The sequence below is a fragment of the Pseudomonas sp. SID14000 genome (assembly GCF_002165135.1).
Lineage (GTDB): Bacteria > Pseudomonadota > Gammaproteobacteria > Pseudomonadales > Pseudomonadaceae > Aquipseudomonas.
On the sequence record NZ_NFZQ01000026.1, the window covers coordinates 1 to 16271 of the forward strand.

16 protein-coding genes are annotated in these 16271 nt (G+C 62.5%); all 16 read left to right on the forward strand.

Going from position 1 to position 16271, the window contains the following annotated elements; translation table 11 throughout:
* Positions 1–99, forward strand: a 99-nt coding sequence (locus CAY82_RS24420) for an IS3 family transposase (protein ID WP_140399069.1), incomplete at its 5' end; no start/stop codon positions are given.
* A 271-nt stretch (positions 100–370) separates the two neighbouring features.
* Positions 371–1306 carry a ketoacyl-ACP synthase III gene (locus CAY82_RS24425; RefSeq protein ID WP_087503402.1) on the forward strand — a complete coding sequence of 312 codons (936 nt, stop codon included), beginning with the start codon at positions 371–373 and terminating at the stop codon, positions 1304–1306.
* 252 nt (positions 1307–1558) lie between these two features.
* A complete protein-coding gene (locus CAY82_RS24430) occupies positions 1559–2410 on the forward strand; it encodes a flagellin domain-containing protein (RefSeq protein WP_087503403.1) in 852 nt (283 codons plus the stop codon).
* A gap of 73 nt (positions 2411–2483) precedes the next feature.
* Positions 2484–2858, forward strand: a complete 375-nt coding sequence (locus CAY82_RS24435; RefSeq protein WP_087503404.1) for a flagellar protein FlaG — start codon at positions 2484–2486, stop codon at positions 2856–2858.
* Between the two features lie 79 nt (positions 2859–2937).
* Positions 2938–4338, forward strand: a complete 1401-nt coding sequence (gene fliD / locus CAY82_RS24440) for a flagellar filament capping protein FliD (protein ID WP_087503405.1) — start codon at positions 2938–2940, stop codon at positions 4336–4338.
* A 141-nt stretch (positions 4339–4479) separates the two neighbouring features.
* A complete protein-coding gene (fliS, locus tag CAY82_RS24445; protein WP_087503406.1) occupies positions 4480–4875 on the forward strand; it encodes a flagellar export chaperone FliS in 396 nt (131 codons plus the stop codon).
* A 14-nt stretch (positions 4876–4889) separates the two neighbouring features.
* A complete protein-coding gene (locus CAY82_RS24450; protein ID WP_087503407.1) occupies positions 4890–5186 on the forward strand; it encodes a flagellar protein FliT in 297 nt (98 codons plus the stop codon).
* Positions 5187–5354: 168 nt separating this feature from the next.
* Positions 5355–6830: a transcriptional regulator FleQ gene (fleQ, locus tag CAY82_RS24455; RefSeq protein WP_087503408.1), complete on the forward strand. Its 1476-nt coding sequence runs from the start codon at positions 5355–5357 to the stop codon at positions 6828–6830.
* A 534-nt stretch (positions 6831–7364) separates the two neighbouring features.
* The gene (locus CAY82_RS24460; RefSeq protein WP_087503409.1) at positions 7365–8582 is read left to right on the forward strand and encodes a PAS domain-containing sensor histidine kinase; all 1218 of its coding nucleotides are present in this window, start codon (positions 7365–7367) and stop codon (positions 8580–8582) included.
* Complete coding sequence (locus CAY82_RS24465) at positions 8582–9937, forward strand: sigma-54 dependent transcriptional regulator (protein WP_087503410.1); 1356 nt, start codon at positions 8582–8584, stop codon at positions 9935–9937. The genes CAY82_RS24460 and CAY82_RS24465 overlap by 1 nt, the downstream gene beginning before the upstream one ends.
* Positions 9938–10144: 207 nt before the next feature.
* Positions 10145–10477, forward strand: a complete 333-nt coding sequence (fliE, locus tag CAY82_RS24470; RefSeq protein ID WP_013973606.1) for a flagellar hook-basal body complex protein FliE — start codon at positions 10145–10147, stop codon at positions 10475–10477.
* A 15-nt stretch (positions 10478–10492) separates the two neighbouring features.
* Complete coding sequence (fliF, locus tag CAY82_RS24475) at positions 10493–12271, forward strand: flagellar basal-body MS-ring/collar protein FliF (RefSeq protein WP_087503411.1); 1779 nt, start codon at positions 10493–10495, stop codon at positions 12269–12271.
* Complete coding sequence (gene fliG / locus CAY82_RS24480) at positions 12264–13283, forward strand: flagellar motor switch protein FliG (protein ID WP_087503412.1); 1020 nt, start codon at positions 12264–12266, stop codon at positions 13281–13283. Before fliF ends, fliG begins: the two co-directional genes overlap by 8 nt.
* A 101-nt stretch (positions 13284–13384) precedes the next feature.
* The gene (gene fliH, locus CAY82_RS24485; protein WP_087503413.1) at positions 13385–14179 is read left to right on the forward strand and encodes a flagellar assembly protein FliH; all 795 of its coding nucleotides are present in this window, start codon (positions 13385–13387) and stop codon (positions 14177–14179) included.
* Positions 14169–15527 (forward strand): flagellar protein export ATPase FliI, encoded by a 1359-nt coding sequence (gene fliI, locus CAY82_RS24490; RefSeq protein ID WP_087503414.1) that lies wholly within the window; start codon positions 14169–14171, stop codon positions 15525–15527. The genes fliH and fliI overlap by 11 nt, the downstream gene beginning before the upstream one ends.
* 6 nt (positions 15528–15533) lie before the next feature.
* Positions 15534–15986: a flagellar export protein FliJ gene (gene fliJ / locus CAY82_RS24495; RefSeq protein WP_087503415.1), complete on the forward strand. Its 453-nt coding sequence runs from the start codon at positions 15534–15536 to the stop codon at positions 15984–15986.
* Positions 15987–16271 lie beyond the last annotated feature (285 nt).

Below are 16271 nucleotides of genomic sequence, written 5' to 3' on the forward strand. Positions count from 1 at the left end.
GGCCTGGAGGAGTACATCCATTACTACAACCATGACCGCATCAGGCTGAAACTCAATGGCCTGAGCCCTGTCAGCTACAGGACTCAGGCTACTGGCTAAAACTGTCCAACTTTTCGGGGGCAGTCCAATCTGTGGGAGCGGGCTCGCCCGCTTAGGGCTGCAAAGCGGCCCCAGCTTACCCAGTTTGTCGATTCGACAAAAAGAGCGTGACTTAAGAGTCAGAACGCGCATCTTCACTGTATATTGTCGAAACCGGGAACCGCCGTGTTGCCCCGGGCAAGCCGTCAGGGATCGGGAGCCACCCGTATCGCCTGGCGTTTTGCCGTTTGGCCTTGGCGGGTATTTCGCTGTTACTGAATTGGGAAGCCATATGATTGGCATTAAAAGCATCGCCAGTTACGTGCCCACTGAAGGCGTGGACAACTACGCGCAGGGCGCGAAATTCGGCAAGGACCAGGATTTCATCTTCGGCAAGATCGGCTCGACCTTCTTGCCGCGCAAGGAAACCGCCCAGGAAACCTCCGACCTCTGCGTAGAGGCCGCGAAGAACCTGTTCGCTGCCAATCCGTCGCTCGACCCGGCAGCCATCGATGCGGTGATCGTGGTCACCCAGAACGGTGATGCCGAAGGCCTGCCGCACACCGCAGCGATCGTCCAGCACAAGCTTGGCCTGTCGACCGCCGTGGCTGCCTTCGACATCTCGCTGGGCTGCTCCGGCTACGTCTACGGCCTGTACGCGATGAAAGGCTTCATGGAAGCCGCCGGGCTGAAAAATGGCCTGCTGATTACCGCCGATCCCTATTCGAAGATCGTCGATCCCGAAGACCGCAATACCACCATGCTGTTCGGCGATGCCGCCACGGCCACCTGGATGGGCGAAGGCGCTGCCTGGCAGCTGGGCAAGTCGCTCTTCGGCAGTGATGGTGGCGGTGCCGAGCACCTGCGGACCACCGATGGCAAGTTCTTCATGAACGGCCGCCAGGTCTACAATTTCGCGCTGGTGAAAGTGCCGGCGCATTTGCAGCAGCTGCTGGAATCCAGCGCTCTGGAGGCTGGCGACATCGATCTGTACTGCCTGCACCAGGGCAGCGCGGCGATCGTCGATGCCGTCTCGGCGCGCTTTGTCGAAGGCGAGCATAAGCAGAAGTTCATCAAGGATATGGTCGAGACTGGCAATACCGTTTCGTCGAGTATTCCGCTGCTGCTTGAAAAGCACGTGATCGGCTCTCAGCACAAACGGGTGGCCTTGAGTGGCTTCGGTGTGGGCCTGTCCTGGGGCTCGGCGATCATCGAGCGGCGTGATTGACTGCTTGTCGCTGATCCAGACGCCGCCGCTTTCAGGCGGCGTTTTTTTTCATCCGGGTCGCACACTTGGTGCCTGTAATCTGGCGTCAATTCCTTGATTTCATTGAGCTGGCAGGATGCCAGCAAATTTTTTCGAAAAATCGCTAAAGAAAGCCGCCCTGACGAAGATAACTATTACGAAGGTTCTCTGTGCCACACCCGGCGAATTGCCAAGGCCGGAAGCCGTAGTACCCAATCCAACGAGGAATTCGTCATGGCTTTGACCGTTAACACCAACACCACCTCTCTGGGCGTTCAGAAAAACCTGAACCGTGCTTCCGATGCGCTGAGCACCTCGATGACCCGTCTGTCCTCTGGCCTGAAAATCAACAGCGCCAAAGACGACGCCGCCGGCCTGCAGATCGCTACCCGCATGACCTCGCAGATTCGTGGTCAGACCATGGCTATCAAGAACGCCAACGACGGTATCTCCATCGCCCAGACCGCTGAAGGCGCGATGCAGGAACAAACCAACATCCTGCAGCGTATGCGTGAACTGGCAGTCCAGTCGCGAAACGACACCAACAGCACCCAAGACCGTGCAGCTCTGAACAAAGAGTTCGCACAAATGTCCGACGAGCTGAGCCGTATCGCCAAGTCGACCCAGCTGAACGGCAAGAACCTGCTGGACGGTACCGCTGGCGTCCTGACCTTCCAGGTCGGCTCCAACTCCGGTGCCAACAACCAGATCAGCATCAGCCTGGACAGCGGTTTCGATGCCCAGACCCTGAGCGTTGACTCGGCTTCCATCGCGATCACCGGTTCGACCAGCGCCGAAGCCGAAGCCAGCATGAACGCTGCTCTGGACGCCATCGACGCCGCTCTGCAAACCATCAACACCACCCGTGCTGACCTGGGTGCTTCGCAGAACCGTCTGACCAGCACCGTCAACAACCTGCAGAACATCAACGAAAACGCCGAAGCCGCTCGTGGCCGTGTACAGGACACCGACTTCGCTGCTGAAACTGCCCAGCTGACCAAGCAGCAGACCCTGCAGCAAGCTTCGACTTCGGTTCTGGCCCAGGCCAACCAGCTGCCATCCGCCGTACTGAAGCTGCTTCAGTAATCGCTGATGGTGACCAGCGGGGGAGTGCGCATTCAGGCGCTTCCCCCGCTTTTTCATTGCGAGGTGGCAAATCATGGACATGAGCGTCAAGCTTAACTTGTCCTACCCGACTTCTCGTCTGGCCGACCCGGTCGTCGACAAGCCGGTCGCCCGCTCGGCCGAGGCGCCGCGTGGCAGCGATACGCTGGAACCCAAGGCAGTTACCGCTGCGGAAGGTACACATGATGCCGAAAAGGTGAAAAAGGCCGTTTCGGAAATCGAGAAGTTTCTCAGTTCGACCCGTCGCAACCTGGAGTTCTCCACGGACGAAGAATCCGGCAAGATCGTGGTCAAGGTCATCGCCAGCGAGACTGGAGAGCTGATTCGCCAGCTGCCCTCGGAAGAGGCGTTGCGGATTGCTCACAGCCTGAGCGATGTAAACAGTCTTTTGTTCGACGCCAAGGCCTGATTGGCGGCGAATGCTTCAGGGCGTTCCATGTCGGTCCTCGCAGGAGCGGGGCTGACGTTTCAAGAGAGGGATAACGGTCATGGCGAGTAGCATTGTCTCCAGTATCGGCCTGGGTACCGGGCTGAACATCACCGAAATGGTCCAGGCGCTGGTGAGTGCTGACACTGCGGCGAAAAAGGCGCAGATCACCCGGCAAACCAGCAACAACGCTGCGATGATTTCCGGTGTGGGCTCGCTGCGCAGTGCCCTGACGGCGTTCCAGGACGCCATGAAGAAGCTCAACGATCCGGACGCTCCGTCGTTCAACGCCTACGCCGCGAAGTCGGCCAACGAGGCGGTGGTCAAGGTGACCTCCAGCAACAAGGCTGTAGCCGGTAGCTACAGCATTGTGGTCGATAAGCTGGCGACCAGCTCCAAGGTTGCCAGTCAGCAATTCGCCGGCGGTTCGACCTCGGCCATCAGTGCTGGCCAGCTGACCGTGAGCCAGGGTGGCAACAGCTGGAACATCGACATCGCCAGCGGCGCCACCCTGGAAAGCGTGCGCGACCAGATCAACAAGGAGCTCAGTGCCCAGGGCGTCTCGGCCAACATCGTCAACGCCGAGGGTGGGGCGCGGTTGGTGCTCTCCTCCACGACTACGGGGGCTGGCTCTGACATTTCGCTCAGCGGAATTCCCGAGCTGCAGATCGATGGCACCACCCAGATGTCCGGCGCGGGTGCCGGCTACATCACGGAACTGGCTCATGATGCCGAGCTGACCATTGATGGCCTGAAGGTCACTAGTGCAAAGAACACCATCGACAGTGCCATCAGTGGCATGACGCTGGAGTTGACCGGTGTTTCCGCCGCCGGCACTACCACCAGCATTACGGTCGCGGCAGACAATGGGGGGCTGCAGAAGTCCGTCCAGTCGTTCGTCGACGCCTACAACACCCTGCAAAAGGCAATCACCTCGCTGACCTCCACTTCGCGAGATGATGACGACAACCTGGTGCTGGGGCCGCTGACCAACGACCCGACCACGCGCTCGCTGGTCAACGATATCCGCAAGGTGCTCTCTGAAGTGGGGGCCGGTGACCAGCTGACCACGCTCAGCCAGCTTGGTATCAACACCACCAAGGACGGTACCCTGGAGTTCAACTCCACCAAGTTCAACACGGCCATGAGCGACAAAAAGCTGGGCGCGGAGGTGCAGGAGTTGTTCACCGGTGCCAATGGCATCTTCGAGCGCATGAACAAGGCCATTGATCCTTACAACTCCACCGATGGCAGCCTGGCTACGCGCAAGGCCAACCTGGACAAGGTGGCCAAGAACCTGGCCGATCAACAGCTGGCCCTGGAGCGCCGCACCGAGTCGCTGACCGAGTCGCTGACCAAGAAGTTCGTCGCGATGGATACCGCGGTGGCCAAGCTCAATGCCCAGGCTAACCAGATCAAGGCCGTGTTCGAAGCCCTGAACGCGCAGGCGAAGAACTCCTGATCGGTACTGCGCAGCGATAAAGCATAAAGCCCGACGGCGTCAGCAGGCGTGTCGGGCTTTTCTGCTGCACGCCTAAAGTTTTTTGACGGCTCGGCGATACACAGGTACAAGCAACCTTTTCCGCTGCAACGAGGTAGATCCATGAACCCGATGTTGGCCCTTCGGCAGTACCAGAAAGTCAATGGTGTAGCCCAAACGTCCGAAGCCAGCCCGCACCGTCTGGTGCAGATGCTCATGCAGGGCGGCCTCGATCGAATGGCGCAGGCCAAGGGGGCCATTGCCCGCAATGACATCGCGCAACGGGGCATTCTCATCGGCAAGGCCATCGATATCATTGGTGGTCTTCGCGAAGGTCTGGACCTGGAAAACCATGCCGATAGCCTGGCCGACCTGGACAGCCTGTACACCTACATGAGCCGTCGCCTGATCGAGGCCAACGTCAAGGGTGACCCGGCCATCATCGATGAAGTCGCACGCCTGCTGATTACCGTGAAGGAAGGTTGGGACGCCATCGGCGATCAGTCGTCGGCTTCCTGATAAAGGAGGATGGCATGAGCGAAGTAATCGCCCGAATCGAGCAGACCCGGGAAATGCTGCTGGCGGCGCTGGCCGACCGTAACTGGGAAGCGGTGGGGGAGTTGGATCTGGAATGCCGTTTGCGCATCGGTGACATGGTGACCGATGCGAAAGGCAACGAGGCCGATGTCAGTGCCAGCCTTGAGCAGTTGTTGGCCGTATACCGTCAACTAATCGAGGCTGCAAGTGGCGAGCGTCAATCCTTGGTGGATGAAATGACGAAAATCCGTCAGGCGAAAAACGCCGCGAAGGTTTACCATTTGTTCTCTTGACCACAGATGTTGCCAAAAGCCATGCGCCATTAATTTGACTGGCTGGTGTTTTTTGACTTTACTAGTGGCTGTTTTCGAATTTCAGACGTCCGAACACTGACCATTCAGTCGGAATGATGTCGAACACGCCCTGCTGGGCGCCGATATGACTAGGGAAGTTGCTATTGCATGTGGCGTGAAACCAAGATTCTGCTGATCGATGACGACAGCGCCCGCCGCCGCGATCTCGCGGTGGTGCTTAACTTCCTGGGTGAAGAAAACCTCGCTTGCTCCAGCCAGGACTGGCAGCAAGTGGTCGAGTCGTTGTCTTCGAGTCGCGAAGTGCTGTGCGTGCTCATCGGTGCTGTAAGTGCTCCGGGCAATCTCCTTGGGCTCGTTAAGACAGTGGCTGGGTGGGATGAGTTCCTTCCGGTTCTGCTTTTAGGTGAAATTTCTTCTGCGGAGTTCCCGGAAGACCTTCGCCGCCGGGTGCTTTCCAATCTGGAAATGCCGCCAAGCTACAGCCAGTTGCTGGATTCGCTGCACCGTGCCCAGGTCTATCGCGAGATGTACGACCAGGCGCGCGAGCGTGGTCGCCAGCGTGAGCCCAACCTGTTCCGCAGCCTGGTCGGCACCAGCCGAGCCATCCAGCACGTGCGGCAGATGATGCAGCAGGTGGCCGACACCGATGCCAGCGTGCTGATCCTGGGTGAGTCCGGCACCGGCAAGGAAGTGGTCGCGCGCAACCTGCACTACCATTCCAAGCGCCGCGAAGCGCCGTTCGTGCCGGTCAACTGCGGCGCGATCCCGGCCGAACTGCTGGAAAGCGAACTGTTCGGCCACGAGAAGGGCGCCTTCACCGGTGCGATCACCAGCCGTGCCGGGCGTTTCGAGTTGGCCAACGGCGGTACCCTGTTCCTCGACGAAATCGGCGACATGCCGTTGCCGATGCAGGTCAAGCTGCTGCGCGTGCTGCAGGAGCGTACCTTCGAACGCGTGGGTAGCAACAAGACCCAGAGCATCGATGTGCGCATCATCGCCGCGACCCACAAGAACCTCGAGACCATGATCGAGGAGGGTACGTTCCGCGAAGACCTGTATTACCGCCTGAACGTGTTCCCCATCGAAATGGCGCCGCTGCGTGAGCGGGTGGAAGACATTCCATTGCTGATGAACGAGCTGATCTCGCGCATGGAGCACGAGAAGCGCGGCTCCATCCGCTTCAATTCGGCATCGATCATGTCGTTGTGCCGCCACGGCTGGCCGGGCAACGTGCGCGAGTTGGCCAACCTGGTCGAGCGCATGGCGATCATGCACCCGTATGGGGTGATTGGCGTGTCAGAGCTGCCGAAGAAATTCCGTTACGTCGATGACGAAGACGAGCAGATGGTCGACAGCCTGCGCAGCGACCTGGAAGAGCGCGTGGCGATCAATGGCCACACGCCGAACTTCAGCGGCCACGCCATGTTGCCGCCTGAAGGCCTGGACCTGAAGGACTACCTGGGTAGCCTGGAGCAGGGCCTGATCCAGCAGGCGCTGGATGATGCCAACGGCATCGTTGCACGCGCGGCTGAACGTTTGCGTATTCGCCGTACCACCTTGGTCGAGAAAATGCGCAAGTACGGCATGAGCCGCCAGGGCGGCGAGGAACAGGCCGAGGATTGACGGCCGGGCCGGGCTGTTCGGCTTGGTCTTGATGGTGCCTGTGAGATCGAGCGCCGCCCGCGCGGCGCTTCGCGGGTGTTTGCCGTTGCACTTTCTGCGCTTGTGAGACCCAGCGCCGCCCGCGCGGCGCTTCGCGGGACAAGCCCGCTCCCACATTTGTTGCAACGTGCCGAACCTGTCAGGCCATGGTTGTCAGCCTTGTTGCCTTGACGCGATTTCCCGGCTGGCGCTACCGCCGCCTCACCAGTCTCAAACTCTCCACCAAAGCGGGCAACGCCTCTCCCACAGGTATGGCCACGTTGCAATAAATGTGGGAGCGGGCTTGTCCCGCGAAGCGCCGCGCGGGCGGCGCTCGATCTCACAAGCGCAGAAAGTGCAACGGCAAACACCCGCGAAGCGCCGCGCGGGCGGCGCTCGATTCCCGCCCCGCCATAAAACCCAAGCCATGCCTTAAACCCCCATCTCCGGCACGGCTATTGCTACACCGCTGGCAACATACCGTTTTTATGACGGTCAGCCACGCGAGAGAGCATGATGCCCCAGGCCGCCCACGTAATCCGAGCCCCCGATCTGCAGGGGCGAACCCCGGTCGAGCAGGAAAGTCGCCAGGGTGTCGAGCAGGCCTTCGCCCTGTTCAATCAGGTATCCAGCCAGCTGAGCCAGTCCTACAGCCTGCTCGAAGCACGGGTCAGTGAACTCAAGGGCGAGCTGGCAGTGGTCAGTGCCCAGCGCATGGATGAGCTTGGCGAAAAGGAGCGACTGGCCAACCGCCTGCAGAACCTGCTGGACCTGCTGCCCGGCGGGGTGATCGTGATCGATGGTCAGGGCTTGGTACGCGAAGCCAACCCGGCCGCCTGCGAACTGCTCGGCGAGCCGCTGGTTGGCCAGCTGTGGCGCCAGGTGATCGCTCGCAGCTTTGCCCCGCGCAAGGATGACGGCCACGAAGTTTCGCTGCGCGACGGTCGCCGCCTGTCCATCGCCACCCGTTCGCTGGATGCCGAGCCCGGCCAGCTGGTGCTGCTCAACGATCTGACTGAAACCCGTCGCCTGCAAGATCAGCTGGCCCGCCACGAGCGGCTGTCATCGCTGGGGCGCATGGTCGCTTCGCTGGCGCACCAGATCCGCACGCCTCTGTCGGCGGCAATGCTCTACGCCAGCCACCTGGCTGACCCCGAACAAGACCTGGGCGCGGAAACCCGCCAGCGCTTTGCCGGCACCCTGAAGGAGCGCCTGCACGAGCTGGAGCACCAGGTGCGCGATATGCTGGTATTCGCCCGTGGCGAGCTGCCGCTGGGTGATCGAGTCACGCCAAAAGCCCTGTTCCAGGCTCTGCAGCAGGCTGCCCAGGCGCATGTGCAAGGGCACGCCGTGCGCTGGCAGTGCGACAGCCACTTGGGTGAGTTGCTGTGCAACCGTGACACCCTGATCGGTGCGCTGCTGAACCTGATCGAAAATGCGCTGCAGGCCAGCGACGGCCCGGCGAGACTGAAGGTGCACCTGTTCCGCCGCGAGCGCAGCCTGCATCTGTGTGTAAGCGACGCCGGCAGTGGCATCGACGCAGACCTGCTCGGCCGCCTGGGTGAGCCGTTCCTGACCACCAAGGCCACCGGTACCGGTTTGGGCCTGGCTGTGGTCAAGGCCGTAGTGCGCGCGCACCAGGGTGCGCTGCGCCTGCGCTCGAAGGTCGGCCGTGGCACCTGCGTGCGGGTGGAGTTGCCATTGATCAACGGGCAATTGGCGGAGGAGGTGTAATGGCAATCAAGGTGCTGCTGGTTGAGGATGACCGTGTATTGCGCCAGGCGTTGAGCGATACCCTGGAAATCGGCGGTTTCGCCTACCAGGCTGTGGGCAGTGCCGAAGAAGCATTGGAGGCGGTGCTGCAAGAGGCCTTCAGTCTGGTTGTCAGTGATGTGAACATGCCTGGCATGGATGGGCACCAGCTGCTGGCTCAGCTGCGCCGCCAGCAACCGCAATTGCCCGTATTGCTGATGACCGCGCACGCCGCGGTGGAACGTGCCGTCGAGGCAATGCGCCAAGGGGCCGCCGACTATCTGGTCAAGCCGTTTGAGCCCAAGGCGTTGCTCAGCCTGGTCGAGCGGCATGCCGCCGGGCGCGTGGTTGAAGACGAAGGCCCGGTGGCCTGCGAGCCGGCCAGCCGCCAGTTGCTCGAGCTGGCCGCGCGCGTGGCGCGCAGTGACTCGACCGTGCTGATTTCCGGCGAGTCCGGCACCGGCAAGGAAGTGCTGGCACGCTACATTCACCAGCAGTCGCCGCGGGCAGCGCAGCCCTTCGTGGCTATCAACTGTGCGGCCATCCCTGACAACATGCTCGAGGCCACCCTGTTCGGCCACGAGAAGGGGGCCTTCACCGGCGCCATTGCGGCCCAGGCCGGCAAGTTCGAGCAGGCCGAAGGCGGCACCTTGCTGCTTGACGAAATCTCGGAAATGCCAATGGCCTTGCAGGCCAAGCTGTTGCGCGTGCTACAGGAGCGCGAGGTGGAGCGGGTGGGTGGGCGCAAGCCGATCAGCCTGGATATCCGCGTGCTGGCAACCACCAACCGTGACCTGGCCGGCGAAGTGGCGGCCGGGCGTTTCCGTGAAGACCTGTACTACCGCCTGTCGGTGTTCCCCCTGGCCTGGCGCTCGCTGCGCGAACGCCCGGGTGACATCCTGCCGTTGGCCGAGCGCCTGTTGGCGCGCCACGTGGCCAAGATGAAGCATGCCCCGGTACACCTGTCGCCCCAGGCTCGGGCCTGCCTGCAGGCGCATGCCTGGCCGGGCAACGTGCGCGAACTGGACAACGCCTTGCAGCGAGCGCTGATCTTGCAGCAGGGCGGGGTGATCGAGGCGGCGGATTTTTGTCTGGCAGGTGCCATTCCATTGTCGTCTGGCATCGAGCCATCACCTGAGGTCACGGCCGAGGCCGGCGGGCTGGGCGATGACATGCGTCGCCATGAGTACCAGATGATTATCGACACCCTGCGCGCCGAGCGCGGCCGCCGCAAAGAGGCAGCCGAACGCCTGGGGATAAGCCCGCGCACCTTGCGTTACAAGCTGGCGCAGATGCGTGATGCCGGGTTTGACGTCGAGGCCAGCCTGTTCGGCTGACAAAGCTTGCGCAGCCTTTGTAGGAGCAGCCTTGTGCTGCGAAGAGGCCAGTAAGGCAGAAGGTTGCATCAAAGGCCCCTTCGCAGCACAAGGCTGCTCCTACAGTGAACCGAGGTGCGCGTGCCAAGGCTGGCACCTTTGTTGCTTTAGGTTGGCTATCCGCCGCATGACTGTCAAAAAAATGCGGCCGCAGGAGAGAGAAGGGTCATGAGCCAAGGTGTTGAATTCAATCGTCTGATGTTGGACATGCGGGCCATGCAGGCCGATGCCATGTCGCTGCCCAAGGTAGCTGCCGCCCCCGAGCTGGCACCGGGGCAGAGTACCTTTGCCGACATGCTCGGCCAGGCCATCGGCAAGGTGCATGAGACTCAGCAGGCGTCGACCCAGCTGGCCAACGCCTTCGAGATCGGCAAAAGTGGTGTCGACCTGACCGACGTGATGATCGCTTCGCAAAAGGCCAGCGTGTCGATGCAGGCCCTGACCCAGGTACGCAACAAGCTGGTCCAGGCGTACCAGGACATCATGCAGATGCCGGTTTGAGGACGGACGTAAACCATGGCTGAAGCAGTCGTCGACAATCCCCCTGCCAAAAGCGGTCCGCCCGCGGCCAAACCGCCGCTGTTCGGCATGGCGTTTCTGGAAAACATCGCGCAGATGCCCATGCTGCGTCAGATCGGCCTTCTGGTCGGCCTGGCCGCCAGCGTGGCGATCGGCTTTGCCGTGGTGCTGTGGTCGCAACAACCCGATTACCGTCCGCTGTACGGCAGCCTGGCGGGCATGGATACCAAGCAGGTCATGGATACCCTGGCCGCTGCCGACATCCCCTACAACGTCGAGCCCAATTCCGGCGCTCTGCTGGTCAAGGCCGACGACCTCTCCCGTGCGCGCCTGAAACTGGCGGCCGCCGGTGTGGCACCAAGCGATGGCAACGTCGGTTTCGAGCTGCTCGACAAGGAGCAGGGGCTGGGCACCAGCCAGTTCATGGAGGCCACCCGTTACCGTCGCAGCCTGGAAGGCGAGCTGGCGCGTACTGTGGCCAGCCTGAGCAACGTCAAGGGCGCGCGCGTGCACCTGGCCATCCCGAAAAGCTCGGTGTTCGTGCGTGACGAACGCAAGCCCAGCGCCTCGGTACTGGTCGAGCTGTACCCAGGCCGCGCCCTTGAAGCCGGGCAGGTGATGGCCATCGTCAACCTGGTCGCCACCAGCGTGCCGGAACTGGACAAGTCCCAGGTCACCGTGGTCGACCAGAAGGGCAACCTGCTGTCCGAACAGATCCAGGACACCGCCCTGACCCAGGCCGGCAAACAGTTCGACTACAGCCGCCGGGTGGAAAGCATGCTGACCCAGCGGGTGCACAACATCCTGCAGCCTGTGCTGGGCAATGACCGCTACAAGGCCGAAGTGTCCGCCGACCTCGACTTCAGCGCGGTCGAGTCCACCTCCGAGCAGTTCAACCCCGACCAGCCGGCGCTGCGCAGCGAGCAGTCGGTCGACGAACAACGCGCCAGCAGCCAGGGCCCGCAAGGTGTGCCCGGCGCGCTGAGCAACCAGCCGCCTGGCCCAGCCTCGGCACCGCAGACCACCGGTGGTGCCGCTACCCCGGCCGCGGCCATCCAGCCTGGCCAGCCGCTGGTAGATGCCAACGGCCAGCAGATCATGGACCCGGCCACCGGTCAGCCAATGCTCGCGCCGTACCCGTCGGACAAGCGCCAGCAAAGCACCAGGAACTTCGAGCTGGACCGTTCCATCAGCCACACCCGCCAGCAGCAGGGGCGCATGACTCGCCTGTCGGTGGCGGTGGTGGTGGACGACCAGGTCAAGATCGACCCGGCCACCGGCGACACTACCCGTGCGCCGTGGGGTGCCGAGGACCTGGCACGCTTCACTCGCCTGGTGCAGGATGCGGTCGGCTTCGATGTCAGCCGTGGCGACAGCGTGACGGTGATCAACGTGCCATTCGCCGCCGACCGTGGCGAAGAGATCGCCGACATCGCCTTCTACCAGCAGCCGTGGTTCTGGGACATCGTCAAGCAGGTGCTGGGCGTAGTGTTCATCCTGGTGCTGGTGTTCGGTGTGCTGCGGCCGGTGCTGAACAACATTACAGGGGGCGGCAAGCAGGCTGCCCCGGATAGCGACATGGAACTGGGCGGCATGATGGGGCTGGATGGCGAACTGGCCAACGACCGCGTCAGTCTGGGTGGCCCGACAAGCATTCTGCTGCCCAGCCCGAGCGAGGGTTATGAGGCACAGCTCAACGCAATCAAAGGCCTGGTGGCCGAAGACCCGGGCCGCGTTGCCCAGGTCGTGAAAGAGTGGATCAACGCCGATGAGTGATAACCGAGCCGTTACCGCCAAGCTGAGCCGCGTCGACAAGGCGGCGATCCTCCTGCTTTCGTTGGGTGAGACCGATGCGGCCCAGGTGTTGCGGCACATGGGGCCCAAGGAAGTGCAACGGGTGGGTGTGGCCATGGCGCAGATGGGCAATGTGCACCGTGACCAGGTCGAGCAGGTGATGAGCGAGTTCGTCGAAGTCGTCGGCGAACAGACCAGCCTGGGCGTTGGCTCCGATGCCTACATCCGCAAGATGCTCAACCAGGCCCTGGGCGAGGACAAGGCCAACGGCCTGGTCGACCGCATCCTGCTTGGTGGCAACACCAGTGGTCTGGACAGCCTCAAGTGGATGGAGCCGCGCGCCGTGGCCGACGTGATCCGCTACGAGCACCCGCAGATCCAGGCCATCGTGGTGGCCTACCTGGATCCCGATCAGGCCGGCGAAGTGCTGAGTAACTTCGACCATAAGGTGCGCCTGGACATCGTCTTGCGCGTGTCGTCGCTGAATACGGTGCAACCGGCGGCACTGAAGGAGCTGAACCAGATCCTCGAGAAGCAGTTCTCGGGCAACTCCAACGCGGCGCGTACCACCCTGGGCGGCATCAAGCGTGCCGCCGACATCATGAACTTCCTCGACAGCTCGGTGGAAGGTGCACTGATGGACGCGATCCGCGAAATCGACAGCGAGCTGTCGGAGCAGATCGAAGACCTGATGTTCGTCTTCAACAACCTGGCCGACGTCGACGACCGTGGTATCCAGGCACTGCTGCGCGAAGTGTCCTCCGATGTGCTGGTGGTTTCGCTCAAGGGCGCCGACGAGCGGGTCAAGGACAAGATCTTCAAGAACATGTCCAAACGTGCCTCGGAGCTGCTGCGCGACGACCTGGAGGCCAAGGGGCCGGTACGGGTCAGCGATGTGGAGACGGCGCAGAAGGAAATCCTCACCATCGCCCGCCGTATGGCCGAGGCCGGCGAGATCGTGCTCGGCGGCAAGGGCGCCGAGGAAATGATCTAAGGTATTCGCGATCTGAAGACCGACGCCGCCCCTTGTGGGAGCGGGTAAACCCGCTCCCACAGGGACCGTGTCGGCTGAACATGGTTTGAGAACATGACAGCATGCCCACCAAAGAACATCACCCCAGCGACCTGATCCGCGCCCGCGACCTCGAGGGCGTGGACGTATGGGCGCTGCCCAGCTTCGACCCGGAACCGGAACCGGAGCCCGAACCGGAGCCGGAACCCGAGGTAATCGAGGAAGAAGTCGAGGAAGTACCGCTGGAAGAAGTCCAGCCGCTGACCCTGGAAGAACTCGAAGCCATCCGCCAGGAAGCCTATAACGAAGGCTTCGCCACCGGTGAGCGCGAGGGCTTCCACAGCACCCAGCTCAAGGTCCGCCAGGAAGCCGAAGAGGCCCTGAAAACCAAGCTGGAAAGCCTCGAACGGCTGATGACCAACCTGATGGAGCCGATCGCCGAGCAGGACACGCAGATCGAGAAAACCTTGGTCCACCTGGTGGCGCACATGACCCGCCAGGTGATCGGTCGCGAACTGCGGGGCGATTCCAGCCAGATCACCCAGGTACTGCGCGAAGCGCTCAAGCTGCTGCCCATGGGCGCGGACAATATCCGCATCCACCTCAACCCGCAGGATTTCGAGCTGGCCAAGGCCCTGCGCGAACGCCATGAGGAAAGCTGGCGGCTGCTCGAAGACAGCGCGCTGCTGCCAGGTGGCTGCCGCATCGAGACCGCTCACAGCCGCATCGACGCGACCATGGAAACCCGCATCGAGAAAGCCGTGGCGCAACTGTTCGATCAGTTGCACGACCATTCGCTGCACCCGGCGGCGCCGGACATCTCGGTAGACCTTGGCAACCCGCCAGAACGCGCCGTGGGTAGCCCAGATGCACCTTGAACGCACCAGTTTCGGCAAGCGCCTGGGCAGTTATGCCGAGGCCATCGAGCTGCCGGTTCAGCCTATCGTCGAAGGCCGCCTGCTGCGCATGGTCGGCCTCACCCTGGAGGCCGAAGGCTTGCGCGGCGCAGTTGGCAGCCGCTGCCTGGTGATTAATGACGACAGCTACCACCCGGTGCAGGTCGAAGCCGAAGTCATGGGCTTTGCCGGGCCCAAGGTATTCCTCATGCCAGTCGGCAGCATCGTCGGTATCGCCCCGGGCGCCCGGGTGGTACCGCTGGATGACGGCGGTCGCCTGCCAATGGGCATGAGCATGCTCGGCCGGGTACTCGACGGTGCCGGCCGTGCACTGGATGGCAAGGGTGGGATGAAGGCCGAGGACTGGGTACCGATGGACGGCCCGGTGATCAACCCGCTGAACCGCGACCCCATCAGCAAGCCGCTGGACGTGGGTATACGCAGCATCAATGGCTTGCTCACCGTAGGTCGGGGCCAGCGCCTGGGTTTGTTCGCCGGTACCGGTGTGGGTAAGTCGGTATTGCTGGGCATGATGACCCGCTTCACCGAAGCCGAGATCATCGTCGTCGGCCTGATCGGTGAGCGGGGTCGCGAGGTCAAGGAATTCATCGAGCATATCCTTGGTGAAGAAGGTCTCAAACGCTCGGTGGTGGTCGCCTCGCCCGCCGACGATGCGCCGCTGATGCGCTTGCGCGCCGCCATGTACTGCACTCGTATTGCCGAATACTTCCGCGACAAGGGCAAGAACGTGCTGTTGCTGATGGACTCGCTGACCCGTTTCGCCCAGGCGCAGCGGGAAATCGCCCTGGCCATCGGCGAACCGCCAGCCACCCGGGGTTACCCGCCGTCGGTGTTCGCCAAGCTGCCAAAGCTGGTGGAGCGGGCCGGCAACGGCGAGCCGGGTGGTGGTTCGATCACTGCGTTCTACACCGTTTTGTCCGAGGGCGACGACCAGCAGGACCCGATTGCCGACTCGGCGCGTGGTGTACTCGATGGCCATTTCGTGCTGTCGCGCCGGCTGGCTGAGGAAGGCCATTATCCGGCCATCGACATTGAAGCCTCGATCAGCCGGGTGATGCCCCAGGTGGTCGACGCCGATCATTTGCGCCAGGCGCAAAAGTTCAAGCAGCTGTGGTCGCGCCTGTCGCAAAGCCGCGACCTGATCAGCGTGGGGGCCTACGTGGCCGGCGGCGACCCGGAAACCGATCTGGCCATTGCCCTGCAATCGAAGCTGGTGGAGTTTTTGCGTCAAGGCCTGCGCGAGAACGTGGGGATGGCGCAAAGCCGCGACCAGTTGGGGGCGATTTTCACGCCCCCGGCGGGCGGTTGATAGGTCATGGCACTGCCCGGACGCGCCGCACGCCTGGCGCCGGTGGTCGACATGGCCGAGGAGGCCGAGCGCAAGGCGGCCCAGCGTCTTGGGCATTTCCAGCAGCAGGTGGCTACAGCCCAGGCCAAACTGGCCGAGCTAGAGCGGTTTCGTGAGGATTACCAGCTGCAGTGGATCAACCGTGGCGGGCAGGGTGTAAATGGCAGTTGGCTGGTCAATTACCAGCGCTTTCTCGGGCAGCTGGAAACGGCCATGACCCAGCAGCGTCAGAGCCTGGTCTGGCACCAGAACAACCTCAACAACGCCCGTGGCACCTGGCAGCAGGCCTATGCCCGGGTCGAAGGCTTGCGCAAGCTGGTGCAGCGCTACCTGGAGGAAGCCCGGCGTGCCGAAGACAAGCGCGAGCAGCGGCTGCTCGACGAGCTGTCGCAGCGCCTGCCGCGGCAGAATCATCTATAGGTTTCAGGTATTCGCCTTGGCACTTTCTGCGCCAGTGAGATCGAGCACCGCCCGCGCGGCGCTTCGCGGGGCAAGCCCGCTCCCACATTCGTTGCAACGTGGCCATGCCTGTGAGAGAGGCGTTGCCCGCCTTGGTGAAGTGTTTGAGACTGGCGAGACGGCGGTAGCGCCAGCCGGGAAATCGCGTCAAGGCAACAAGGCTGACAACCATGGCCTGACAGGTTCGGCACGTTGCAACAAATGTGGGAGCGGGCTTGTCCCGCGAAGCGCCGCGCGGGCGGCGCT

Bases quoted from the DNA above. Each gene is read 5' to 3' on its own strand.
- CAY82_RS24465 (WP_087503410.1), top strand. From the start codon at position 8,582: ATGGCAATCAAGGTGCTGCTGGTTGAGGATGACCGTGTATTGCGCCAG.
- fliF (WP_087503411.1), top strand. From the start codon at position 10,493: ATGGCTGAAGCAGTCGTCGACAATCCCCCTGCCAAAAGCGGTCCGCCC.
- CAY82_RS24430 (WP_087503403.1), top strand. From the start codon at position 1,559: ATGGCTTTGACCGTTAACACCAACACCACCTCTCTGGGCGTTCAGAAA.
- fliS (WP_087503406.1), top strand. From the start codon at position 4,480: ATGAACCCGATGTTGGCCCTTCGGCAGTACCAGAAAGTCAATGGTGTA.
- fliH (WP_087503413.1), top strand. From the start codon at position 13,385: ATGCCCACCAAAGAACATCACCCCAGCGACCTGATCCGCGCCCGCGAC.
- fliD (WP_087503405.1), top strand. From the start codon at position 2,938: ATGGCGAGTAGCATTGTCTCCAGTATCGGCCTGGGTACCGGGCTGAAC.
- CAY82_RS24450 (WP_087503407.1), top strand. From the start codon at position 4,890: ATGAGCGAAGTAATCGCCCGAATCGAGCAGACCCGGGAAATGCTGCTG.
- fliE (WP_013973606.1), top strand. From the start codon at position 10,145: ATGAGCCAAGGTGTTGAATTCAATCGTCTGATGTTGGACATGCGGGCC.
- CAY82_RS24425 (WP_087503402.1), top strand. From the start codon at position 371: ATGATTGGCATTAAAAGCATCGCCAGTTACGTGCCCACTGAAGGCGTG.
- CAY82_RS24435 (WP_087503404.1), top strand. From the start codon at position 2,484: ATGGACATGAGCGTCAAGCTTAACTTGTCCTACCCGACTTCTCGTCTG.
- CAY82_RS24460 (WP_087503409.1), top strand. From the start codon at position 7,365: ATGCCCCAGGCCGCCCACGTAATCCGAGCCCCCGATCTGCAGGGGCGA.
- fleQ (WP_087503408.1), top strand. From the start codon at position 5,355: ATGTGGCGTGAAACCAAGATTCTGCTGATCGATGACGACAGCGCCCGC.
- fliI (WP_087503414.1), top strand. From the start codon at position 14,169: ATGCACCTTGAACGCACCAGTTTCGGCAAGCGCCTGGGCAGTTATGCC.
- fliJ (WP_087503415.1), top strand. From the start codon at position 15,534: ATGGCACTGCCCGGACGCGCCGCACGCCTGGCGCCGGTGGTCGACATG.
- fliG (WP_087503412.1), top strand. From the start codon at position 12,264: ATGAGTGATAACCGAGCCGTTACCGCCAAGCTGAGCCGCGTCGACAAG.